The organism is Streptomyces sp. R-74717 (assembly GCF_047305335.1).
Taxonomy (GTDB): domain Bacteria; phylum Actinomycetota; class Actinomycetes; order Streptomycetales; family Streptomycetaceae; genus Streptomyces; species Streptomyces atratus.
Window position 1 is genome coordinate 9,739,155 of record NZ_CP102361.1, and the last position, 22,243, is coordinate 9,761,397.

General features: G+C 66.0%; 22 protein-coding genes and 4 pseudogenes. 9 read left to right on the forward strand and 17 right to left on the reverse strand.

Annotation, left to right across the window (positions count from 1 at the left end; translation table 11 throughout):
• Positions 1-363: 363 nt before the first annotated feature.
• Entirely contained in the window at positions 364-1,203 is an 840-nt protein-coding gene (locus tag NRF20_RS44330; protein WP_413754386.1) for an IS5 family transposase, read from the reverse strand.
• Between the two features lie 396 nt (positions 1,204-1,599).
• Between NRF20_RS44330 and NRF20_RS44335 the strand changes: the two genes are divergently transcribed.
• Positions 1,600-2,232 (forward strand): hypothetical protein, encoded by a 633-nt coding sequence (locus NRF20_RS44335; protein ID WP_398635317.1) that lies wholly within the window; start codon positions 1,600-1,602, stop codon positions 2,230-2,232.
• 63 nt (positions 2,233-2,295) lie between these two features.
• Here NRF20_RS44335 and NRF20_RS44340 read toward each other — a convergent pair whose 3' ends face one another.
• Positions 2,296-2,712, reverse strand: coding sequence for a hypothetical protein (locus NRF20_RS44340; protein ID WP_398635318.1), 417 nt, complete (start codon positions 2,710-2,712; stop codon positions 2,296-2,298).
• 4 nt (positions 2,713-2,716) lie between these two features.
• A complete protein-coding gene (locus tag NRF20_RS44345; RefSeq protein WP_398635319.1) occupies positions 2,717-3,547 on the reverse strand; it encodes an IS5 family transposase in 831 nt (276 codons plus the stop codon).
• A 162-nt stretch (positions 3,548-3,709) separates the two neighbouring features.
• Here NRF20_RS44345 and NRF20_RS44350 point away from each other — a divergent pair.
• The 3 genes and pseudogenes from NRF20_RS44350 (at position 3,710) to NRF20_RS44360 (ending at position 7,383) form a co-directional block, all read left to right on the forward strand.
• Positions 3,710-4,962, forward strand: a protein-coding gene (locus NRF20_RS44350) for an IS3 family transposase (protein WP_413754389.1) whose coding sequence is annotated in 2 segments (ribosomal slippage) — positions 3,710-3,992 and positions 3,992-4,962 — 1,254 coding nt in all. Because the reading frame shifts where the segments join, the coding sequence is not laid out codon by codon here.
• A gap of 288 nt (positions 4,963-5,250) precedes the next feature.
• Positions 5,251-5,814 (forward strand): GNAT family N-acetyltransferase, encoded by a 564-nt coding sequence (locus NRF20_RS44355; protein ID WP_398635285.1) that lies wholly within the window; start codon positions 5,251-5,253, stop codon positions 5,812-5,814.
• 90 nt (positions 5,815-5,904) lie between these two features.
• Positions 5,905-7,383, forward strand: a pseudogene (locus NRF20_RS44360) (IS1182 family transposase).
• A gap of 108 nt (positions 7,384-7,491) precedes the next feature.
• Here NRF20_RS44360 and NRF20_RS44365 read toward each other — a convergent pair.
• Both NRF20_RS44365 and NRF20_RS44370 read right to left on the reverse strand, forming a co-directional pair.
• Complete coding sequence (locus tag NRF20_RS44365) at positions 7,492-7,767, reverse strand: hypothetical protein (RefSeq protein WP_398635284.1); 276 nt, start codon at positions 7,765-7,767, stop codon at positions 7,492-7,494.
• Positions 7,713-8,195, reverse strand: coding sequence for an OB-fold nucleic acid binding domain-containing protein (locus NRF20_RS44370; protein ID WP_398635283.1), 483 nt, complete (start codon positions 8,193-8,195; stop codon positions 7,713-7,715). Before NRF20_RS44370 ends, NRF20_RS44365 begins: the two co-directional genes overlap by 55 nt.
• 196 nt (positions 8,196-8,391) lie before the next feature.
• On the opposite strand from NRF20_RS44370, the pseudogene NRF20_RS44375 reads away from it, so the two are divergent.
• Positions 8,392-8,676 (forward strand): annotated as a pseudogene (locus NRF20_RS44375) (phenylalanine--tRNA ligase beta subunit-related protein); the annotation flags it as partial.
• A 170-nt stretch (positions 8,677-8,846) separates the two neighbouring features.
• Positions 8,847-9,266 (forward strand): hypothetical protein, encoded by a 420-nt coding sequence (locus NRF20_RS44380; protein ID WP_398635282.1) that lies wholly within the window; start codon positions 8,847-8,849, stop codon positions 9,264-9,266.
• A gap of 302 nt (positions 9,267-9,568) precedes the next feature.
• On the opposite strand, the gene NRF20_RS44385 is transcribed toward NRF20_RS44380, so the two are convergent.
• The 3 genes from NRF20_RS44385 to istA form a co-directional block, all read right to left on the reverse strand.
• Positions 9,569-9,937: a VOC family protein gene (locus NRF20_RS44385; protein ID WP_413752589.1), complete on the reverse strand. Its 369-nt coding sequence runs from the start codon at positions 9,935-9,937 to the stop codon at positions 9,569-9,571.
• 144 nt (positions 9,938-10,081) lie between these two features.
• Positions 10,082-10,852, reverse strand: a complete 771-nt coding sequence (gene istB / locus NRF20_RS44390) for an IS21-like element helper ATPase IstB (protein WP_413752590.1) — start codon at positions 10,850-10,852, stop codon at positions 10,082-10,084.
• Complete coding sequence (gene istA, locus NRF20_RS44395) at positions 10,849-12,264, reverse strand: IS21 family transposase (protein WP_398635362.1); 1,416 nt, start codon at positions 12,262-12,264, stop codon at positions 10,849-10,851. The genes istB and istA overlap by 4 nt, the downstream gene beginning before the upstream one ends.
• A 641-nt stretch (positions 12,265-12,905) precedes the next feature.
• Here istA and NRF20_RS44400 point away from each other — a divergent pair.
• Entirely contained in the window at positions 12,906-13,070 is a 165-nt protein-coding gene (locus tag NRF20_RS44400; RefSeq protein WP_398635191.1) for a hypothetical protein, read from the forward strand.
• 385 nt (positions 13,071-13,455) lie between these two features.
• Here NRF20_RS44400 and NRF20_RS44405 read toward each other — a convergent pair whose 3' ends face one another.
• Together NRF20_RS44405 and NRF20_RS44410 are read right to left on the reverse strand one after the other, a co-directional pair.
• Positions 13,456-14,010 (reverse strand): cysteine hydrolase family protein, encoded by a 555-nt coding sequence (locus tag NRF20_RS44405; protein WP_398635190.1) that lies wholly within the window; start codon positions 14,008-14,010, stop codon positions 13,456-13,458.
• A gap of 319 nt (positions 14,011-14,329) precedes the next feature.
• Positions 14,330-14,506: a hypothetical protein gene (locus NRF20_RS44410; protein WP_398635189.1), complete on the reverse strand. Its 177-nt coding sequence runs from the start codon at positions 14,504-14,506 to the stop codon at positions 14,330-14,332.
• A gap of 626 nt (positions 14,507-15,132) precedes the next feature.
• Here NRF20_RS44410 and NRF20_RS44415 point away from each other — a divergent pair.
• Entirely contained in the window at positions 15,133-15,513 is a 381-nt protein-coding gene (locus NRF20_RS44415) for a hypothetical protein (RefSeq protein WP_266354722.1), read from the forward strand.
• Between the two features lie 253 nt (positions 15,514-15,766).
• On the forward strand, positions 15,767-16,636 hold the full coding sequence (locus NRF20_RS44420; RefSeq protein ID WP_413754390.1) for a DUF6895 family protein: 870 nt from the start codon (positions 15,767-15,769) through the stop codon (positions 16,634-16,636).
• Positions 16,637-17,237: 601 nt separating this feature from the next.
• Here NRF20_RS44420 and NRF20_RS44425 read toward each other — a convergent pair.
• From NRF20_RS44425 to NRF20_RS44455, 7 genes and pseudogenes are all read right to left on the reverse strand, one after another.
• Positions 17,238-17,681 carry a hypothetical protein gene (locus NRF20_RS44425; protein ID WP_398635187.1) on the reverse strand — a complete coding sequence of 148 codons (444 nt, stop codon included), beginning with the start codon at positions 17,679-17,681 and terminating at the stop codon, positions 17,238-17,240.
• Positions 17,682-17,987: 306 nt separating this feature from the next.
• Positions 17,988-18,260, reverse strand: a complete 273-nt coding sequence (locus NRF20_RS44430; RefSeq protein ID WP_398635186.1) for a DUF6225 family protein — start codon at positions 18,258-18,260, stop codon at positions 17,988-17,990.
• Between the two features lie 62 nt (positions 18,261-18,322).
• Positions 18,323-18,574 carry a hypothetical protein gene (locus tag NRF20_RS44435; protein ID WP_398635185.1) on the reverse strand — a complete coding sequence of 84 codons (252 nt, stop codon included), beginning with the start codon at positions 18,572-18,574 and terminating at the stop codon, positions 18,323-18,325.
• A 156-nt stretch (positions 18,575-18,730) separates the two neighbouring features.
• On the reverse strand, positions 18,731-19,228 hold the full coding sequence (locus NRF20_RS44440) for a DUF6083 domain-containing protein (RefSeq protein WP_413754693.1): 498 nt from the start codon (positions 19,226-19,228) through the stop codon (positions 18,731-18,733).
• A gap of 505 nt (positions 19,229-19,733) precedes the next feature.
• Positions 19,734-20,030, reverse strand: coding sequence for an integrase core domain-containing protein (locus tag NRF20_RS44445; protein ID WP_398635192.1), 297 nt, complete (start codon positions 20,028-20,030; stop codon positions 19,734-19,736).
• A 20-nt stretch (positions 20,031-20,050) separates the two neighbouring features.
• Positions 20,051-21,710: pseudogene (locus NRF20_RS44450) on the reverse strand (IS4 family transposase); the annotation flags it as partial.
• A 125-nt stretch (positions 21,711-21,835) separates the two neighbouring features.
• Positions 21,836-22,159, reverse strand: a pseudogene (locus tag NRF20_RS44455) (transposase); the annotation flags it as partial.
• Between the last annotated feature and the right edge of the window lie 84 nt (positions 22,160-22,243).

Here is a 22,243-nt window from a genome sequence, read left to right on the forward strand (position 1 = left end):
CCGGATCTTCCTGCCGGACCCTACGAGGAGACAACCGCCCGTACGGCGACTTCCGCGAACGAGGCCCGTGGCAATCGATCACCTGCTACCGATCATGTTCCAGACCAGCCCGAGTACCCCGCCATCGACTCACGCCAGCCCCGTGACCTGCGAAATCAGGATGGAAATTGATCAGTGTGCCCAGGCGTACGCGGTGGGCCCGACCGGCATTGCCTGGCGGCCGTCGGGTTCCTGGCAGGCCGATGACGGCTACCGCCCCATTGCCACAGGCACGTACGAGCTGAGCTGGAGCCGGGACGGCGGCACCCTGCTGGTCAGGGGTACTGAGAGGGCGTTTAGAGTGGGCGACTTGCCTCTTATGCCCTAGTAGGTTCCTCGCCAGGTTGGCGTGGTCTCGTCCGTTATGCGCTTGGCGAGGTTGTCGATCGAAGCGAGGTGGATCATGGCTTCGGAGCTGACGGAGAGGGTCTCGTAGTCACGGACAAGGCGTCGGTGCATCATGATCCAACCGATACTCCGCTCCACCACCCAGCGCCTTTTCAGGACGTGAAAGCCGCGAGTTCCGGGGTTCTTGTCGACGACTTCGACATCGATTCCTAGCTTCGCGCCGTGTTCGACGACGGCCTTCTTGAAGCCGGTGTCGACCCAGCTCTTGGCGATGGTTGGGTAGGTGTTTTTCGCCTGGTCGAGGAGGCGTATCCCCAGGGCGTTTTCAGAGAGGCTGGCGGCGGTGACGGTCACGGCGAGGATCAGGCCGATCGTGTCGGTGAGGATGCCTCGCTTCCGGCCCACGATCTTCTTCGCGGCATCGGTTCCCTGGCTGGTCACGGGCACGTTGGTGGAGGTTTTGATGCTCTGGGTGTCGATGACGGAGGCCGTCGGATCGGGCTTGCGGCCTTCCTTCACGCGGGCCAGGGCGGTGAGGTCGTAATTGAGCTGGGCGAAGATTCCCTCGTCGCGCCAGGCGGCGTAGTAGAAGTAGACGGTGCCGTGGCCAGGAAAGTCATGCGGGAGGTATTTCCAGGGGATTCCGGTGCGGTTCAGGTAGAGAATCGCGTCGAACACATCGCGGAGTTCGACCTTCGCCGGCTGACCGGTTGGGCGGCGGTCGAGCCGGGCTTTCCGCCAGGCCGTCAGAGTCGGCTCGATCAAGGCCCACCGGGCGTCGGACAGGTCGCTGGGGTACGGCTTGCGCTGGCTCACGCTGTACCGTCTTCACGGATGGCGCGGAATGGATTGTTCCGCTGACCATCGGGCGGTTCTGTCGCATTTTCAAACCAGACGGACTTCCGGTAGCAGAAGTTCGCGAAACGGACTACGAGGTTCACTCATCAAGGGGAGATGAAGCCCGCATAACGGCTGTAATCATCATGAACTGAGGCAGCGATAGAAGCCGCTTTTCGGAACAGAGGTACTTAAACGCCCTCTGAGAGGGCATTCTGAACCGGTATGACCGATTCCCGCAGTTGGCTTGTGTCAGGCACCGTCCTGGCGGTCACGTGGTCCTTCGGCGGCTTCTACAGTGTCCCGAGGTAAAGGGGGCGGGCGGGGACGGTAGATCAGAAGGGCTGACTCAAGAACGTGGTACGGATCGAGCGATTGGCGGACCTGAAGCCCGTTCACCAGCGTCAGGCGGCCGTCCTGGCCCTGTGGCGGTGGCGCGCGCCGATACTCGCGTTCGAATTGGATGCAGAGTGGGGCGTCGACCAGTCCGTGCTGGAGTCGCTGTTCCGACTGGCAGCATCACCCCCTGGTGAACAGTCGGAGCGCGCATACCGGCGAGCAATCGCCGAGCTGTGCACGGCCCCGCTCTTCACGTCTGAAGTCGACCCGGACACGGTCCAGCTCTTCCAGTTGGAGACCATCAGCAACCTGCTGACCTTCGGCGAACTGCTGGACAAGCCTGGCGTGGACGAAGTCGAGCGAGTGGTCGAAGCCTCGGCCGGCCTGGCGAACTACCTCGACGGTCTCGTCGAGGGCTCCTTCTACTCTCACCCGGCGGAGGAAGCCCACCGCCAGTACCTCGCCGACCTGACGGACCGGGCGAGTGAGGGGTATTTCGCGTCGCGCCACATCGCCCTCGAGACCGCCTGCCATGGTGCTCTCGGGGTTCTCCCCGATTCCGCAGGGCTGCTCGAATCGTCCACGGGTCGCGAGTTGCTCGCGCTCTGCGAGGACTTCGGCGAAGAGCTCGTCACAACGATGCAGTGGCTCCGCATGACGGGTCACTAGCGTCGTGAGCCGGATGGCGAGTGCGGCAGCCGTGACGGACGGGTGACCTGGAACGGAGGGCTGCTACGGGCGGCGCTGGAAGAACAGGCCCGGTTCGGTCTCGGCGAGGACGCCCAGGCTGACCAGGCGCTTGAGCTTGTGCCGGGTACTCTCGATGTTCTTCGGCTTGAGCGGGAGGTCCAGGGCCTGGCACAGGTCGCGGGCACGCATCGGTCCAGCAGCGTCGGCGAAGACGTCGAGGATCTGCTGGTAGGCCGGGTGGGCCGGCAGGACAGGCGGCTCCTCGGTTGGCTCCGGGGTCGCCGGCGGGAGGGCGAGGAGCGTCTTACGGGTCACCGCCAGGCTCTCGATCTCCTCGTCGAGTTCACGCAGGCGCGCGGTGAGCTCGTCCATCTGCGCACGGATCTGCGCTGCATCGCCGACGAGCTCGCGTTCGCGTGCGTCGATCCGCTCCAGAAGCGGCGTGACCTGGTCATCCATGCGGTCACCCGCGCCAGGTGGGCGTGGTCTGGCCAGTGAGGCGGCGCGCTATCACGTCGATCATTGCCCAGCGCACCCTGGACTCCGAGGACTTCGGCCTGCTCTCGTAGTCCCGCACGAGCCGCCGAAACAGCATGAGGATGCCGAGCGTCTGCTCCACGATCCACCTCTTGGCCTGCGGGACGAAGCCGACGCCCCTGTCGGTTGGGTTGCGTTCGACGATCTCGACGTCAATGCCAACCGTGGTGCCGTGCTCGACGACGGTCTTCTTGAAGCCCTGGTCCACCAGCGCTTTCTTGATAGTGCCGATGGGGGGGACCTGGCCGAGGAGCGCGATGCCGAACGCGTTGTCGTGGGCGCTGGCGGCCAGCACGGTCACGGCGATGACCAGGCCGAGGACGTCCACCGCCAGCCCGCGCTTGCGGCCCGGCACCTTCTTGGCCGCGTCCTTCCCGGTCGTGGTGGTGGGCACGTTCACCGCCGCGTGGACGCTCTGCGTGTCGATCACGACCAGGCTCGGGTCCTCCGACCGCCCGGCCTTCTCGCGGACCTGCCAGCGCAGCAGGTCGTTGATCTTCACGTCCGTGCCGTCGTCGCGCCAGGCCGCGAAGTAGTAGTAGACGGCCGACTTCGGCGGCAGGTCGTGCGGGAGGTAGTCCCACTGGCAGCCGGTCCTGCCCTGGTACAGGATCGCGTTGACGATCTCCCGCATCTCATACCGACCCTGATGCCCCGTCGGGGACGGGTGGTCGGCCTTCCACGCCGAGATCACCGGCTCGATCAGCGCCCACCGCTCATCGGACAGGTCGCTCTTGTAAGGCTTGCGGTCACTCACCCAGACAGCCCAACAGGACCAAGCAGCCCGACCGGCCCGAACCGCCCAAACCCACACGATCAGGCGACCACAAGACCGTCATACCGGCTCAGAATGACCTCTGAGGTCAATCTGAACCGCCCCGGCTCGAATGGAGACTCGATTTCATGAAAGGATCGAGTCATGGCACGACCTTCCCGTTACCCGCTTGAGCTCCGCCGCCGCGCGGTGCGCATGGTCGCCGAGGTGCGCGACGACTACCCGAACGAGACGGCCGCTCTGCAGGCGGTGACCGAGAAGCTCGGTATCGGGTCCCGCGAAACACTGCGGAACTGGCTGAAGCAGCACGAGATCGACGCAGGCACGCGGCCGGGGACGACGACGGAGGAGTCCGCTCAGCTCAAGGCGTTGAAGAAGGAGAATGCCGAACTCGAGCGGGCGAATGAGATCCTGAAGGCCGCGGCGAGTTTCTTTGCGGCCGAGCTCGACCGGCCACACACACGCTCGTAGCGTTCATCGACGAGCACCGGGACCGCTTCGGCGGCGTCGAGCCGATCTGCAGGACGCTCACCGAGCACGACTGCAAGATCGCCCCTTCAACCGACTACGCCAACAAGAAACGACAGGCCGCTCCGTCAACACGTTCAGTGCGGGACGCGGAGCTCAAGGAGCTGATCAGCCAGGTCCACACCGCCAACTACCGTGTCTACGGGGCCCGGAAGATCTGGCGCGAGCTGAACCGGCAGGGGCATACCGCAGCCCGTTGCACCGTCGAGCGTCTCATGCGCGAACTCGGCATCCAGGGCGCGATCCGCGGCAAACGCGTGATCACCACGCTCCCCGGCGGGCAGGTCGACCGGGCCCCGGACCGCCTCGACCGTGACTTCGTCGCCCAGGCCCCGAACCGGTGCTGGGTGGCGGACTTCACCCACATCAAGACCTGGTCCGGCGTCGTCTATGTCGCGTTCGTCTTGGATACCTTCTCCCGCCGGATCGTCGGCTGGTCGGCCGCCACCGTGAAGGAGACCGTCTTCGTCCTGGACGCCCTGGAGATGGCCATCTGGCAACGTGACCGCGACCAACACCCCATACAGCCAGGTGAGTTGATCCATCACTCGGACGCCGGGTCGCAGTACACGAGTTTCAGGCTCGCCGAGCATCTGGACGCCGCCGACATTGCCGCCTCCATCGGCTCGGTCGGCGATGCCTACGACAATGCCCTGATGGAGAGCGCGATCGGCCTGTACAAAACCGAGTTGATCAAACCCCAGCGGCCCTGGAAGACACTCTCCCAGGTCGAGCTCGCCACCGCCGAGTGGGCCGACTGGTACAACCATCGCCGGCTCCACGGAGAGATAGGGCACATCCCACCCGTCGAGTACGAAACCAACTACTACACGGAACTCACGAAACCCCAGGTCACAACCACAATCTGAGATCTCTACCGAACCCTGGGCGGTTCAATCCGGTCATGGACGGACTGCAAAGCGTCGATTGCAACTGACGCGCAGCCTGCGGACGTCCTATCGCCATGCACCCCTGCGTGCGGCGACGTTGGGCCACCTCAGCGTCCGTCTCGTGGACGGCCCGTCAGTCAGGACGATGCGCAACTGATGGCCGCCCCTAGGAGCGTGGGTCAGTAACGGCTTGGCTGTAGCCGAGGCTGGAGTGCGGGGTCTCAGCTGGGCCTTGGGCTGGCTAGGCTGCTGGTCATGAATCCGGCCATGACCAGCGGTGTGACCACTGAGCCCGCCATCCTTGACGCCATGGAGCTGACTTCCGATCCGGAGCTGGAGGTCCGGTTTGCGGAGTCGGCCCACCAGATCCTGGCGGACCTGGTCAGTGGAGGTGCCGCGCTGGGCTGGGTCGAGCCGCCCTCGCGGGATGAGGTGGCGGAACTTCTTGGCCACGTCGTCTCTGCGGTGCAGGCCGGGGATGCGGCTTTGCGTGTCGCTTACCTCGATCGTCGGCTTGTCGGGTTGGGGTACTGGCTCCGCTACGGCCGACCGACCCATCGGCCACACGCCGATCTGGAGAAGATCGCGGTAGCTGCTGCTGCCCATGGTCGTGGTGTCGGTCGGGCGCTGACCGCTGCCTTGATCGCTGACGCCCGGGAGGCGGGTATCGAGGTCCTCACCCTGGACGCCCGTGGCGACAACACCAATGCCCTGCACCTCTACCGATCGCTGGGCTTCACCGAATACGGCCGTCTGCCCGGCTTCGTCGCCGTCCGCGAACGCCGCTACGACAAGGTCTTCTACATGCTGGACTTCCGCGAACAAGGCTGACCACTGCCACGCACGAAGGTCCGGCGGCGACCCGCTGGCGCTTCGCGATCTTTCATACGAGATGATCATGATATGCGTGGTGGGGATGGACTGTTCGAGGTCGGGCCGGTCGAGAAGAGGAGGTCTCGGGGCCGCCCGGCGGCGGTGGACAAGGCGTTTCGGGCCTTCAACCCGCACCAGGTCCTGCTGCTGCCTCCGTCACTGGACGACTGGCTACCCGAGGACCACCTCGCCCGGTTCGTCGCCGACCTGGTCGACGAGGTGCTTGACCTCTCTCCGGTGCTGGCGGACTACACCGAGAAGCGTGGCTACCCGCCCTACGATCCCCGGCTGATGCTGCGGCTGCTGATCTACGGCTACACCACCGGCGTCCGCTCCTCGCGGGCGATCGAGCGCGAGTGCACCGACGACGTCGCATTCCGGTTCCTGGCCGCCGACCAGGCCCCCGACTTCCGCTCGATCTCACGGTTCCGCCGCCGCCACCTGGACGCGTTCGCCGACCTGTTCACCCAGTCGCTGCACCTCGCGCAGAAACTCGGCGTGGTCAAGATGGGCCGCATCGCCCTGGACGGCACGAAATTGGAGGCAAACGCCTCCAAGCACAAGGCGATGAGCTATGGCCGCCTGGTCGACAAGGAGGAGCGGATCGAGGCCGAGATAGCAGCCCTGGAGGCCCAGGCCCAGGCGCTGCTGGTCGACGCGCAGGCCACCGACGAAGCCGAGGACCAGATGTTCGGCACCGACGGCAAGGACACCGACCTGCCCGCCGAGCTGGACCGCCGGGAGAAGCGCCTGGCCAAACTGCAGGCCGCTCGCGCGCAGATCGAGGCCGAGGCCGCCGCCAAGGCACGCCGCCACGCCCAGGACAAGGAACGCCGCCGTCAGGAACGTGGCGGCATCAGCGACGAGCAAGCCGTCACCGACGCCGGGGACAAGGCCGCCGCGAAGGCGCGTCCCAAGCCCAAGACGCAGGCCAACTTCACCGACCCCGACTCACGGATCACGAAGAACAGCGACGGCGCCTACATGCAGGCATACAACGCCCAGGCCGTCGTGGACGAGAAGCACCAGGTCATCACCGCCGCCGATGTGACGACAACCCCTCGGATGTGCTGAACTACACCACCATGCTCGACCAGTCGGCCCGGAACACCGGCCGCCACCCCAAGCAGGCGCTGGTCGACGCCGGCTACTGCTCCGAGGCCAATCTCAGCGCCGCGAGGCACCGTCAACTGGACTGCGGCACTGACACGTTCATGGCCACCGGACGCCTGGCACACGACGAGCAGGTCCCGCCCGCACCACGCGGACGGATACCAGCGAACGCCACGCTGAAGGAGCGGATGGCCCGCAAGCTGCGGACCAAGCCCGGCAACCGCCTACAGTCGCCGCAAAGCCATCGTCGAACCCGTCTTCGGCCAGATCACGACCTGCCAGAACGGCCGCCAGCTCCTCCTACGCGGCGAAGACGGCGCCCGCGGCGAGTGGCGCCTGCTGGCCGCCTGCCACAACCTCCGCAAGATCTTCCGACACGCCGGAACCGCCGGACTCGCCACCGTGCCCGGCTGATCAGCCGGGCACGGCCCCGTCACGGCCCACCAGGCCGCACACCCGACGGGCAGAACCTCATCCCGGCCTCACAGACGCCGATCGGACGACCACGACTGATCCCACCGCTCACGGCCGCCCGGCCAGCTGCCCGTTACTGACCCATGCTCCTAGCAGTTCCACCCGGACCTGCTCGGGCCTGCGTTCCTTGTGCGCGACGTGCTCGGCCAGATACGCCGTCAGCTTCTCCGCGTCCGCGACGCTGCACTCGCGGAAGCCGAGGTGTGCCCGGATCTGCACGCGGTGGTACTCGACCGTTCGGCCCGTCCAGTCGTCCGCAAGGATGCACTTCAGTTCTCTGACGGACTGTTCGGTGATCCGGTAGGCGGGGAGGGCAAGCCACACGGGGGACTCCCGCCGTGCTCGGCTGAGGACACGTCCAGTACCGCGAGTTCTCTGCCGAAGACGCTCACGGTTCCGTCCCGGTCTTCGATCTTGCCCTTGACGGAGATGACGTTGTCTTCGGCCAGTGCGTGCTGCACGAACTGGTAGGCGGCGGGGAAGAAGAGGACCTCGATGCCGGCATCGAGGTCCGCGAGGTTCACGATGGCCCAGGCGTTGCCCTGTTTGGTCATCTTGAGCTGGATGCCGGTGATCAGTCCGGAGAGTTGCACGTCCCCGGTGTTGCGGCCGGAGGCGAGCAGTTCGACGATGGTCTGGGTCGGGAAAGTGGCAGCAACGTCCGGTGCGGATGCCGATGAAGCTCTAGCGTCCTCAGTACGTTGAAGTTCCTGTGCTTGAGCGTGGACAACCCCCACGCGGCAGCCGATCACCGCGCCAGCCGATTCCGATCAATCTCGGCGACAACGGCTTTATTAGTCGACGGTCTTGAATGCCTCGGTCTGGCTCACCGGGGGCGGCCTCGTCACGGGATTGAAGCGTTTTCCGCCGAACTACGTGCTTCATTTGCCTGGAGCATCAATCTGGCGCTGACCAGCAACTTCAGCTTGACAAGTCTAGATAACCATCGAGACCGACTCCCGCATCGAGGCCTGGCACACCGCCTACCGGTCCTTCGGCACCAACCCCCGCCGCATCCGCCCCAGCGTCGACGCACTCGGCCGCCGCCTCACGAAGAAGGGCTCCCTGCCGCGCATCAACCCGGCCGTCGACTCCTACAACACGGTCTCCGTCCGGCACGGCCTGACGGCTGGCGTCTTCGACCTGGACCACGTCACCGGCAACGCCGACATCCGCTACGCCGACGGCAGTGAGGAGTTCACGTCGCTCGGTGAACCCGACACTGTCGAGAGCTGTTCCAGGCGCCATCGCCCCGGCCTCGCTCGGCTGTTACAAGACAGTGACAGAGTCCGGATGAACGTCTGCCTCCGCTGTGCCGTCGTTTCTAGTGACTACGCCAATCGACACGTAGGTGCCCTTTGGCGTGAAAGGCTGTTCTCAGTATAGAAAGGGGCAGATCTGTGATGGTCTCAAAGCGGCGTTCCCTGCGCATTGCCGTCGTCGGTGTCCTCGGCGCGGCCTCCCTCGCCCTTATGGGCACCGCGATGGCAGCAAGCCCGGCCGCGCACACGGCAACCCCGGTCGTCGTCACGCAGAAGGCCGTGCCCGCCAAGGCCGGCATCACGGCCAAGCCGTCGGTGTCCTCCGTCCGCGCCTGGCAGCTGTTTCGGGTCACGGGTCAGACCACCGGTCTCAAGGTGGGCAGCAAGGTGACCCTTCAGCAGAAGCAGCACGGCAAGTGGGTCAGCCTGCCCGCGTCCACGAGCATCTCGCGGGACGGCTCCTACTCGCTCGGCGTCAAGCTCGGGCTGAAGGGCAAGAACGACCTGCGTATCGTCAGCGGCACCACGGCCTCGCCGGTCTTCAACGTGACGGTCCGCTGAGACGCGCTGCCACCGCGGCAGAGGTGGGCTGGCGGCACCGGGGTGGTCTCACCTGCCCCGGTGCCCGCACCGGACGGCATCGTCGGTGACGCGGTAGACGCGCTGCTCCTGGACGTGACCGCTTGGACGGACGAGGAACGTGAGGCGGGAGCGATGCTGATCACGGAGATCGACGCCGACGGTCCGGGCTGTCGGAGTACATGCCTATGTGCAGAGTCAGGTACGAATGAACGTGCAGAGCAATCCATCCCTCATGGTGGGCGTGCTCACTCTTCGAGATGGTGATGTCTGAGCCGAGGCAGTCAAGACGTGACGAGGCAGAACGGGTGTCCCGCTGGGTCGATGAGGACCCGCCACTTGTCCTTGTTAGGCTGCTGCTGCGGTTTGTCGGCACCCAGTTCCAGCAGCCGGGCCTCTGCCTCGTCTAGGTCCTCGACCTTGAAGCAGACATGAAGTTGCTGAGGAACGGTTTGATCAGGCCAGCTCGGAGCTCGATAGTCGTCGACTCGTTGGAAGCCGATGAAGAGTCCATCGTCACCGTTGAGGCCGGCGAAGTGGGCGTCCGACTGCGGGTGGGATTCGAGGCCAGTGGCCTGCTGATAGAACGACGCCAGCGCCAACGGATCGGGGCAGTCGAGGTTTATCGCGATCAGCTTCATCTGCACAGGCATGGAATCTCCGGGCCGCTCGGTGAGCATTCTTGACGCCACTTTAGAGGCGGTTGCCTGCAGTTGAGAGTGGCGGAGAGTCTTCCGTGACCGTATCCCTGCAGGCCAGGACCTCACTCGGTCCAGCACCGAACGGCTGGAGCCGGGTCAGGCCACGTCGGTCTCGCGCTCGATCGCTTTGAGGCGGTTCTTCAGCCGGTAGCTGGGACCGTTGATGGCGACGACTTCGCAGTGGTGCAGGAGCCGATCAAGGATGGCGGTGGCGAGGACTTCGTCGCCGAAGACCTGGCCCCATTCGCTGAAGGTCTTGTTCGAGGTCAGGATGATGGAGCCCTTTTCGTAGCGCTTTGAGATGACCTGGAAGACCAGGTTCGCCTCGGCGCGTTCGAGGGGCTGGTAGCCGACTTCATCGACCACGAGAACGCTCGGCCGCAGGTAGGAGCCCAGTTTGCTGGTCAGGCGCCCTGCCGCCTCGGCTGCCTTGAGGTTGCGGACCATGTCGTCGAGGCTGGTGAAGTAGATCGAGTATCCGGCCCGGCAGGCCGCGACCGCCAATGCGATCGCGATGTGGGTCTTGCCGACGCCGGGCGGCCCCAGCAGGGCAGCATTGGCCTTCGCTTCGACGAAGGACAAGGTAGCGAGGTCTTTGACCTTGCGCGGGTCGAGCTCGGGCTGGAACGAGAAGTCGTACTCATCCAGCGTCTTGTGGTGTGGCAGCCGGGAGAGCCGCAGGCCCTGGCGGAAGCGGCGGTCGTCGCGGACGGCGAGTTCTTCGGAGAGGACCAGGTCGAGGAAGTCGAGGTAGCCCATCTTGGCCTCGTCCGCCCGCCGGGTGTACTCGTTGATGGTTTCCGCCAGGTGGGGCAGGCCGAGCTTGGTCGCCGTGGTGCGGATGCGGTTGCCGGTCAGCTCGCTCAAGACGATTCCTTCGTCGCTCGGTTGGTGGTGAAGGGGCGGGTCCCGGTCAGCTCGTCATAGACCGACAACGGTCGGCGGCCGACCTCGATGCGGGTCGCCGCAGCCCGGTTGAGGAGGGCTTGCAGCGGTCCGGTCTCCTCGCCCAGCGGGCGTTCGTGACGCGGCCGGGGCGGGACATCGCTGGTGGTGGTCCGGCGCCCTTTGCCGGTGGGCAGGCCGTCCCAGTGCTGTTCCTCAACGACACGGACCCCGCGTCCGACGGCCCGTGGGTGCGTGGCCAGCAGCGTCTCACCGCTGGAGTCGGCAACAGTGGAGTGCAGCATGACCTGTGACTTCGTGGCCCTGATCTCCACCAGCTGACGGGGGCGGACCTTGCGGGCCGGGACCGAGTAGAGGTTCCCGCCGAAGGCGACCAGGCAGTCCTTACCGACCGGCCGCAGATGGCGCTCGGCCACCAAAAACGGAGTTGGCGGCAGCGGCTTGAGAGCCGCGTGGTCGCGGGCAGCACGGTGCCCGATCACCTCGCGGTGCGTCTTGTGGATCTGAGCCCGCCGCTGCGGCACCCAACCGGCGAACGCGGCATCCATCTCCTCGACGGAGGAGAAGGCCCGGCCGGAGAGAACGTGGTCACGGACGATCAGCACTTGGCGTTCGACGCGGCCCTTCCCCTGGGGCCGGTAGGCGGCCAGCACATCGATGTCGAAGTCGTAGTGGCCGGCAAAGCCAACCGCCTCCGGATGCAGCGGAACCGCCTCACCCGGGGCGACGTGACGGCGCACGACCGTCTTGGTCCGGTCGTAGACGATCGTCATCGGCACCCCGTTGAAGTGCGCAAATGCCCGCCGGTGGCAGTCAAAGAACGTCTGCAGGTCAAGGCTGGTGGTGAAGCAGCAGAACGGATCACGCGAGTACGACAGCACCATATGGAAGGAGTAGACCTTCGGAATGCCCAGATGAGCGAGGATCTTGCCCTCATCGCCCCAGTCCACCTGAGCCTGAGCACCCGGGATCACCTCGAACCTGCGATGCATCCCCGCCAGTTCCCGTGGGGTGATCCCCAATTCCTCCGCGATCCGCGGGCGGGCCTCCTGCACGTAGAGCTTGACCCGCTGGTAGTTCCCGGTGAATCCGTACTCCTTGTCCAGCCGCTCGTGAATCACCGCGGCCTTCATCAGGATCTCGGCCCGCAGCATCGCGTCGATCAGCGGAGCGACCTCGTCGACCACCCGCTTGCGCGGCTGACCACTCGCCGTCCGGCGCGGCGGCGCGGACGAGTCAGCGGACAGGTACTTGCTGACCGTTCGCCAGTTCAGCCCGGTTTCCTTGGCGACCTCCGACAGGCTCATCGCCCCGGACTCCACCAGGCCGCGGAAGCGCCGGAGCTCCAGCCAGCGCTGCGGGTCCAAGACCATGGCCCACCCCTCTCTGCAACCTTGGACAACAGGCAGCAGAGTGCCGGGGGCGGACTCTCAGCGCATCAAGAACTCTGTACGTTCATCCGTACGCGGCTATGCGCGTTCACGTGTACGCCGACACGGGCGACCGCGCCGAGGACGAGCCCAGGCCCGGCGCACCGGACAGGTGGGATCAGGCTGCGTAGGCGAGGAAGTCGGCCACGGCAGGGGCGCGCTGGTGGTGCAGGCGGAGTCGACACCGCCGATCGTGTCGATGACCTGGTGACCCAGGTCGAGAGCGGCGTTGATGTCGCCGAGGGCGAGGTGGGCCCAGGCCTGCCAGACCTGGTAGATCACGGCGTCGCGCGCCTCGCGGTCGCTGTTGTGGGGTCTTCGTGGGTGAAGGCCGCGCGGAAGTTCTCCAGGGCACGCGGGGAACATGACGAAGCCCTTCCCCGGTGGGGGAAGGGCTTCGTGAGTGAGCGCTGGGCAGGCCTTGCACCTGCATTTCCCCGCAGGAAGCGGGGCGTCTTTCCTTGGACCACCAACGCAGTGTCAGTCGCCGTGAGTTGCAGCGAACTTCCAAGATCAACTATAGGGCATGAGGCCGTTGGTCGGCACCGGCCATCACGGAGGCGGTTGAGTGGCAGACCCGTGCGATGCGCGCGCTCGGTGCCAAGGCGTTCCCCGATGCGGAGACGGTGCTGGACGATGCGTTGTCCCCGATCGAGGCGATCCGCGCCCAGCGCCGTCGTCAGCCTGCGGCCACCATGCGTCGTTCCGCCGATCGGATGCCATTCGCGAGGCGCGTCCGCTCCTGCTGACCCGTTGGGAAGATGTGTCCCTTTCTGCCGGAAAGGGCTCAAGGCCCCGTGACCAGGTGCTTTGCCTGGGCGGGCCCGTGAGGAAAGCCAGGGACTCAGACCCGTCCCAGGGCTCGGACCGATCCAGCCGGCCTGGCGCCACTGGTCGGCGTTGAGGGTGCCCCCTGGCGGCGCGAGCCGGCACCGCTGCGAAGGTCGGCTCCGTCAGCAAGCGCCGCTACGACGAGGCCGTGGCCGAGCTGCGCGACGTGGCGGGGCCCTAGGAAAAGGCCGGTTCACAATCGGCGAGCACCCCGGGCTGGATCTCACCAGGCCCCAGGCCTCGTTTTCCGAGCATCCGGCTCTCCGGACGCGGAGCTGTCCCCGTTATGCTACACGCCATGGGTCAGCGTCGTTCTCCATGCCAGCCGGCGCAGGGCACGACCGTAAATCCCCGGCTGGGGAAGACGGCGTCCATGAAGAAGTCGTGTATTGCCGCATCGCCGTCGGCGCAACCGTCACGCAGCACGGTCACATGGTAGCCACGGTCTGCTGCGTCGTAGCACGTTGCTGCCACCATTGCACTGGTCGCGACTCCGGCGATCGCGAGAGTGCTGACGCCGCCCGCGCGGAGCACAAGGTCAAGATCTGTGCCGGCGAACGCGCTGGCGCGGCGTTTCACCACGACGACGTCCTCGTCGGTGACCGGCAGAGCGATCTCGGTTCCGGCCGATCCTTCATGGAAGACGTCCCCGGCTTCGTAGAATGTCCTGAACAGTGCGTTGCCGGGTGGCAAGTCGGCCCCGTTGCCCCGGAAGGCGAAGTGTACGAAGACAACGAGGGCACCGGCCGCGCGGGCGCGCGGGATCAGTTCGGTGAGCGGCGGCACGACACGCCTGGCGAACGGGTAGCTGTTCGTGATGCCCTGTTGGATGTCGCCGATGATCAGTGCGGTGGTCATGGCAGGTTTCCGTCCAGCCTTTCTGTCCAGCGCCCTGTGGTCAGCAGGACAGCCATTCCGGTGGCCACGATAATACGATGGCTGGCTGCACAGGGCGAGCTCCTCATTCCTTGGGAGCTCCGTGCGCAATCGACGGGACCACAGCCGAATCCCGGCCGTCCCGTTAGGAGAGCCCCGGCGCCGCGGAAGCGGCCGCCGGGCCAGCGAGTGGGCTCGATGAACGCCGTTTCTGGATGGCGGAGGAAGGCCCTGGCCTGTTCCGGAAACCAGTCGGTTGACGGGTAGCAATCGAGCCTGCCCATCAACCAAGGTGGTTCGATCAGTCGGTGGCAACCCGCGCATCGATCACGATGTCAGGAACCGCCTTTCCGCCTGCCGCCGAAAGGTCGATGCCATCAATCACGTCGGCTGCCGCGTCGTATGCCCGCTGATACAAGGCCCGCTCTCCAGGCGTGGTTGCGGCCATGGGTAACGTGCCCCAGAGGATTTGTTCCATGAACTGCGCCAGCTGGGGCCTGTGAGCGGGACGCGCAACATGTCCTTATCTGCGCTCCCCTCCTTCGCCATCCCCGGGAATTTCACGATGCTGTACGGACTGTGGGACTGCGTGCGCAGCAGCTGCCATGTCAAGGCCGTGCACAGCAGGCCGACTTCGGCGACGCCAGCGGCCTTCACCAGGCGCGTGCGGTGCTTCCTCGACCACTTCAGCGGGACATTCCTGAAGCCCACGTGCCTCTCCTCCCCGTCGCCTCGGCGAGGCTCGCTGATAGCTACCCAGCCAGGGTTGGTCGAAGAGCCTCCGACGAAGGAAGAGCGCGGCATCGGCTTCGTCGTCCTGGCGCTGACGCATCACACGGAGGCCGCAACGGCCGTCGGCACCATCGGCGGTGCACCCGCCCGCATTTACCGCGGTTGCCTGTTCCGGCCGTATTCCAGTTCTGACCCCCTCGTTCACCGGCTCCAGCCGGGATCGCGTGATGGCACCGTTGCGACCACGGGAGAGTCCTCCTGGCAGATAGGCCGAAAAGGTGAAATGACGCGTTGTTTGGGCTTCTTCAAGGTAGGCATATGTCATCGGAATCTTCCGAGGAAAATCGCTGCCCAGCACAGATTGGAGTGATCATGTCGAATCCGAGTTCCTGGCTTCCCGTGGTTGTGCGGAATCAGTGGGGTGGGACCATCACGAGCCTGACGGCGAACCACCGTTACGACACCGACCATTACGACAACCACAGCTGGGAGTCCGTGGAGAACGGCGGTGAGGCGAACGGTATGCAGGCCGGTTTCTGGACTGGTTTCCTGCGCACCGGAAAGGATTACTGGAACGTGGCCTTCCGGGCCGATGGCCAGAACTGGACATGCAAGGACGACTTCTACTGCTTCCTCACCAGCGCCGACGCGGACAGCGGTGGTCCGGTGACGATGACCATTACGAAGGACAACTTGCATGTCGCACCGCCGAAGTCAAGCGCGTGCGATGTCGCGCTGCACCAAGTGGGCTGACCGAGCACAGGACGACCACGCGCGATGACCGGGCTGGGAGACGTGGTCGCCCTGGCCGCAAGGGCGCTGGGAATCGAACCCGGCCCGGGGTGCGGCTGTCGCCACCGTAGGGATCTGCTCAACAAGATGTTCCCGTTCCCGCGATGGCTGCGCGGCGCAGGACGCCGGCACGACTCACGCCGGAACTGACGCCGCGTCTGTGGCGGTACCGGTGAATGCCTTGTGAGGGTAGATGGCCGCGATGGATGGCAGCATGCGTGCGGCACGTCGTCTTTGTCAGTGGCTGGAACAGCATGTGCCGGACTTCTGTTCCGACACGCACCGGCTCGACGGGCTCATAAGAGTTGCGGAATTCACGATCGTCCTCCTCGGTCTGACCCGCCCTCTTTCCTCGGGAGCTTCAGGCGACGTGTACGCGCGCTGGGCCCACGGCGTCGCCGACGTCCTCTGGGCTGATCTGCACCGCAAGGAGAAGTACGTTCTCCGCTCGCTCGCCGCCACGCGATCGGCCCACGCACGTGCTCTGCTTTTGCCGTTCCCGGCGCTTGAAACGATCACACGGCGCAGGTTCGACAACCACGCGCTGGTGAGGGCCCTGCTCTCCGAGGGAGTAGGCCGCACGGGACATCTGGAGGTGGACGTGGCCTTCACCTGTGACGTGGCGGGCCTGCGGGACTGCAGGGAGGCGACGTGTACGCGGCTGGCCGAACTGTCGGGCGCGGCCGGGCCGCCGGGCGAGTCCGTGCAGGGCATGTACGACCTGACTCATCTCGCCTTCTACGCGACCATACTGGGACGGCGGGCCGCGCATTGGAGTCCTGGCATGGCCGGATGGGCTCGTGCCTTTCTGGAAGAGGGCGGGGCCGCCTTCCTCCGCCGACATGATCTCGACCTTGTGGCGGAGTGCGTGATGAGCCTGCTCATCACCGGATCCCCGATAAGCCGTTACGTTCATGACGCAGCGGAAGCCCTAGCCGCCGTCGCGGAACGTGGCAACGGTATGCCGCCACACCCCCGGCATGCGGACGACGCAGGCAGCGCTTTCGCCAATCGCTACCATCCGACCCTGGTCGGGTTGGCGGCGCTGGCCGAGTACGACCGGCGAATGCCTCGCTCCCGGTGACTGCAGGCCACGTGACGGTCGCCGACGCGCTGTGTTCCCTGATTGGGCGACTCTGCCGGGGACCTTGACTCTCCTTGATCACGTCCCTTGGCGCCGCCGGCGGGGCCTGGGCAGTTCGTGGTCGTCGAGGTATTGCTGGAACGCCGTCGGTGGGCGGGGCAGGTAGGTGGAGTTCGTTGGTTCCTGGGTGCTGACTCTTGGGCCAGCAGCACGTTTCCGCCGCATTCCGGCTGGCCCCGTACCTGGCCGCCCTCGGCCCGTCCGGCACTCGGGACAAATGGCCGACCCGTCAACAGGCGGCGACGCAGGGCCTCATGGCGTGGATGCGTTGGGCCACCGCAGCCCGATAGACGTGACAACGCCCCCGACCTTCCGGCCAGGGGCGGATCTACGCAGGTACTCGACTCCTGCACTGCGGTATTGGGGTACCGGTAAGAACCGTGTCACGAGCCGCGAACGGCGATGATCAGTCCTCCGGCCTTGAGGGCCGGGACAGTTCCGCCACGTTGGTCGTATGAGCGAGCGCGAGGCTGCCGCCCTTCAGCTCGGGCACATAGTTCACGGGAGATGGTGGTGCGGCATACGCCGAGAAACTTCCCGATCAGACGAGTAGCGGATTCGGTTCGTCGGTGCAGCCGGAAGCGAATACGACCAGTCCGCTGATGGGGGGAATATCCGTTCCGGGGATAGAGGTGGTGCCGTCCACGCTGACAGAGTCGGTGCAGTACTGCTGACGCGGGGCGTACTCGTCGGCGCGCAGGATGACGGGTCCGTGTCCGGAGTATGCGGTCGTGCCGGAATAGGCGTCGGTCCGGATGGGGGTGTCACATCCCCCGCCGAGGACGGTGGGAACCTCGGCCAGGCCGAGGATTCTCGCGGCCTGATTGACCAGGTCGAGGTTGGTACCGGCGGGCAGTGTCCTGAGGTCGATGACCCGCGTGCAGGCGCGGGCGGGCGTGTGGGCAGGTGCGGCGTTGGCGGCCGGTGCGAGGCCGAGGCTCGCGGCGAGGGCAAGAGGGACGGTGATGAGGATAGATTTCTGCATGTGTGTGAGTCCTTTCCGGTGAGTATGTGCGTTACGAGGCGTCGCGCCGCGCTTGCCGGATACGAGCTCCTGCTCGCCCTTGAGTAGCGTCCAGTGCTCGACCAACTCATCCAGGTCTAGCGGGGTACGGGCCACGGTTGTCGATCGTCCCCGCGAGGCTTCACCAACCGCAGCCGTACAGCCTCGAACTCACCCACACCAGTGAAGCCATCCCGAGATCAACGCCGTTTGCGGCTCGTGACACGGTTCTTACCGGCACCCCGTATTGCAGCGGTCACTGACAGTCCGGGGGAGAACGCGGCGGGTTCAGTCGAGCACGTTGTACGTGTCGGCCTTCCAATCGGCGAACAAGGTGATTGCCTTCTCCATCTCGGTGCGTTCCGGGGCGTCGAAGGTGGCCGGCCACCAGTTCTCAACACGGTGGGCGTCAACGAGGACGGATTCGCGGTAGCCGTCGAAGTCGCCGGGGTCTTCGGCGACACCGATGTGGATGGGTGTGTCGTCGGGCAGGTCTTGGATGGCTTCGCGGAGCTGTGCGGCGTTCCATACCTGCGGGGCGTGATCGAAAGTGTCGGCCATGCGCACAGGATGCCGGACCAGACTGACAGGCCGGGGGAGAACACGGCTGCGCCGCCTGGCTGCTACCGGAGCGGGATGATCGCGGCCGCGACAGCTGCTCGAATCCAAACGCGCGCGTCGATGAAGAGATCGTCGCGAACTTCTTCTATGTCCTGCCACGGGGTGGTGCCGCCAGGGTGGGCAAGAGCCCAGCGTGCCGTGGCTAGCGGCAGGACGCGTTCGTCGCTGTAGTGCAAGGGGTCCGCAAGGACGGCGGGGGCGAGCGTGAGGGGCCGGCGGCCGGGCTGCGGTGCGTGGTCAAAGGTGTCGGCCATGGGCTCAGGATGCAGGACTGGCCTGGCGGTCCAGGTGAGGACACGGCTGTAGCCCGAGCCAGAGCGCTGATCCGGGGTACAGGGGGCCTGGGTGAAGAACTGATCACCGGGTGGTGAACCGAACCCGGCCGGGGGACACGGTACCGGGGCTGGCTGTCATGCGGCGTCGCCCTGTACCCGGAGCTGGGACTGCAGTAGTGCAGAGCGCTCCTCGTTCGCCGCGGTCCGGGCGGTCAGCCACACGGCGAGGTCGGGACGGTTGGCGCGGGGGCAGACGAGATGGTGACTGATGCGGCAGGTCTGCCCCGGTCGGGGTTCGTCGTCCTGGGAGTTCCAGGCGGTGCCGCCGGGGTCGATGTGCCAGCGTTGGCGGGGCGGGATGGTGTGTGCGGCGAAGGGTTCGGGGTCTTCGGGTTCGAGGCGGATCCACCAGTGGTAGTGGGTGGGGTGGATGTCGCCGGCCAGTCCGCAGTCGGGGCAGGCGGGTTCGGGTTCGGGGCCGGGGATGGCGTCGTCGTCGCGGCCTTGGTCGTCGTCGATGGCGTGCTGAAGTTCGGCCCACTGAGTGGCGGTCTGTGGTGTTCCGGTGTCCCCATGGTCTTCAGGGTCCGGACGGGCCGTCAGGTGCGGTAGGACGCGATCCCGCCGTGCCAGGTGGGGGAGAACCTGTCTGGCGTGTCGCGGGGCGCCCTGTGAGGCGTATGGCGGCGCAGCGGTTTCGCAGGGTCAGGCTGAACCAGTGTGTTCAAACCGGTACCAGCAAGGCCCCGTAGTTCCGCCTTGTTGACCCGTTCGCGCCCGAGCGGGACCTGGATCGGACCTGACCGCGCGGCGTACGCTGTGCCGAGAGGGCAAGCCCACGGACGGTGAGCGAACCGGGTAGTACGCAGTTTCGCTCGAAAGGGTGTCAGAAAGGCACACCGGAAAGGTGTGTCAGATTGCCTACACGAGCAACGTTTGACTTGGGTGAATCGCCAATCTCTGGAGGCCCTCATGCCAACTGTGTTCCGTCTTCGCCAACTACCAGACCTGCTCGCCTTTATCGCTGTCCTCGTGACCGGCGTTGTCCTGGTGACGCTGGGCTCACCAGCGGATTCGCCGGGCGAGGCAGTGATCGGGATGGCCGGAATATTTCAAGTCCAGTGAGACGGTCGTGGGGCTATGAAGTTTGTGGTGTGGGTTCTCTGCGCTTGGCCGGGTCGTTGATCCACGCCTGTTGGGGTATCGCGGGTGGTCTGGGGCGGTGGCCGAAGCGTTCGGGGTGTCGGGCGTATGCTTCGGCGAGCGTGGCGCCTCTTTGATTGCGGACCTCCTCGGCGGTGCCGAAGTGGACGCTGGCCGGCGTATGAAGTCCGATGCCCGAATGCCTGTGCTCGTGGTTGTAGTACGAGGTGAACGCGTCAAACCATTCGCGGGCGTGTGCGAGGGAGTCGAACCGTTCGGGGTAGTCGGCAATGCCGCGTAGTTAAGCGGTTCCGGGCGCTTGCAAGGGGTGTTGACCTGCGGACTCGCCGGATGGTCGAGGCGATGTCGCCCAGGCGGAGACCAGTTCGTACGTGTCCTTGGCGGTTCTGCGGAGCATGCCGTCCTTCACCCACGTCGAGAGCTGCGTCCATAGGCTTTTGATGTTGGGGCAGTTGATTGCTTGAGCGATCTCGTGGGATCGCCACGGGCGGTCCGGGGCGGTCCGCAGGAGATCCAGGACGAGGGTCTTGCGGCCCGGATTAACGGGAGGCCGGTCGGGCTCGGGTGGCGGCAGGACGGCCTGGTGGACCGCGATGTCCAGCGAGACGATGTCCTGGCTGACGGCGGGGCGGGGGTCAGCGGAGTTGCCGGGGTAGCGCGTCATGGGGCACTTCACCTTGCGGGCGCTGACGCGTGCGCGCCGAGGCGGCAGTAGATCAGAGAGCACGGCGTGCCCGATCAGCCCCGGGTCGTCGATGCGGTCAAGGGCCGGCAGGATGCCTCGCGTCGATGTCACCTGGTCACGGGCGGTTTCGAGGGCGACGGTGAAACTGGCGCGGTCGGGGTCGATGCCGGGAACTGACTCGACGGCTTCCGTCATCGCCCGTCGGAGGGCCTGATAGGCAGTCAGGATCGCCCAGAGTTCCTGTTCGAGGCCGAAGGGGTCGCAGGAACGCAGAACTCGACCGCGCAGGAGCGTGTGCCGAAGTGCGTAGAAGGCCGACTCGATCTCCCAGCGTTCGTGGTAGAGCCGTACGAGCGCGGCGGCCGGGTCGCTATGGGGGTCGAGCAGGGTGGTGGCCAGGCGGTAGCGGTCGTGGATGCGCTGGCCGTCGCGGGTGGTCACGGTGATGTCCGCTTCGATGACCCGGAGCTGGAGCCCGCCGAGGCGGGTGAGGTAGGAGCCGTCAGGCAGGACGGCGATCACAGCGGGCTTGCGGTTCGAACCGAGGCGGGCCAGGAGCTGGGCACCGGTCTTGGCCACGGCTGTATAGAAGTTGTTGCCGTCGAAGCCCCGGTCGACCAACAGGAGCATCGTCGGAGTCAGCAGGTGCATGAGCCGGGCGGCATGGGTCGACTCCCCGGTGCTGGTGGGGCCGAAGACCGCGCCGAGCAGGCCACGCGTCCCCGTCTCGACCAGGGCGGTCAGCCGCAGGGCGGGATAGCCCGAGATGCCCCAGCGGTGCTTCGACTTGCCGAACAGGTTCCGGATACGCGGCTGGTCAGGGGCCTTGAGCGAGCTGCATCCGTCGAAGGCGACCGTCCGCCACGAGCGGTAGCACGTGCCGTGGGTCCCAGGGCGGGCGAGCGGCCCGGACACCGCTTCGAACAGCGCCTTCAACGGTGCCGGCCCCAGGCGGCGACGCAGGTCGCGCAGGGCCTTCTCGGAGGGATGGTGCAGCGTGAGTCCGTGCAGACCCGCGGTGAGCTTGCCCCACACCCGCATGTATCCCAGCGACGGGAACAGCGCCAGCGCGAGGAGGAAGTAGATGCCGACCCGGGAGGGAAGATGCCGCAGGCGGCGATGCCCTGATCTGGTCTCTTCCAATACGGCGTCGGCGAGCTCGAAGGGGACGTGCTGAGTCAGCTCGCCGAGGTGTCCCGGTGCGAAGGGTCCGGCAGCGCAGGTGATGGCATGGGTGAGCGTGGTGGTGGCACACTGATCGGGCAACGGGACCTCTCGTGCAGGAAGACCTTGGACGGCTTCTCTGCTTTACCGGAGGTCCCGTTCTCATGTCTGGCGAATCCGCAGGTCAACACCCCTTGCAGGCGCCCGGAACCGCTTAACTACGCGGCATTGGGGTAGTCGGCCATGTACTTGGTGGTCTTGAACTGGGCTTCGCTGTAGGGGTTGTCGTTGGAGACCTCGGGGCGTGAGTGACTGCGGGTGATGCCGAGGTCGATCAGCAGCTGGGAGACCTTCTTGCTGGTCATGGAGGTGCCTCGGTCGGCGTGCACGGTCTCGGGCACGATGCCGTTGCGCGCGATGGCCTCCCGGATCAACTCCTCGGCGCGCTCGGCAGATTCGGCACGTTCGACGGTGTGGCCGACGATGTAGCGGCTGAAGATGTCGATGACGACATAGGCGTGGTACCAGATGCCCCTGGCCGGTCCGGCCAGCACGCTCTTCGCCCGTCAGAGCCGACGGTTGCACCTGGACGCGGGTGCGAGGTGTGCGGGCCGCCGGGGGCTTCAGCCTGCGGT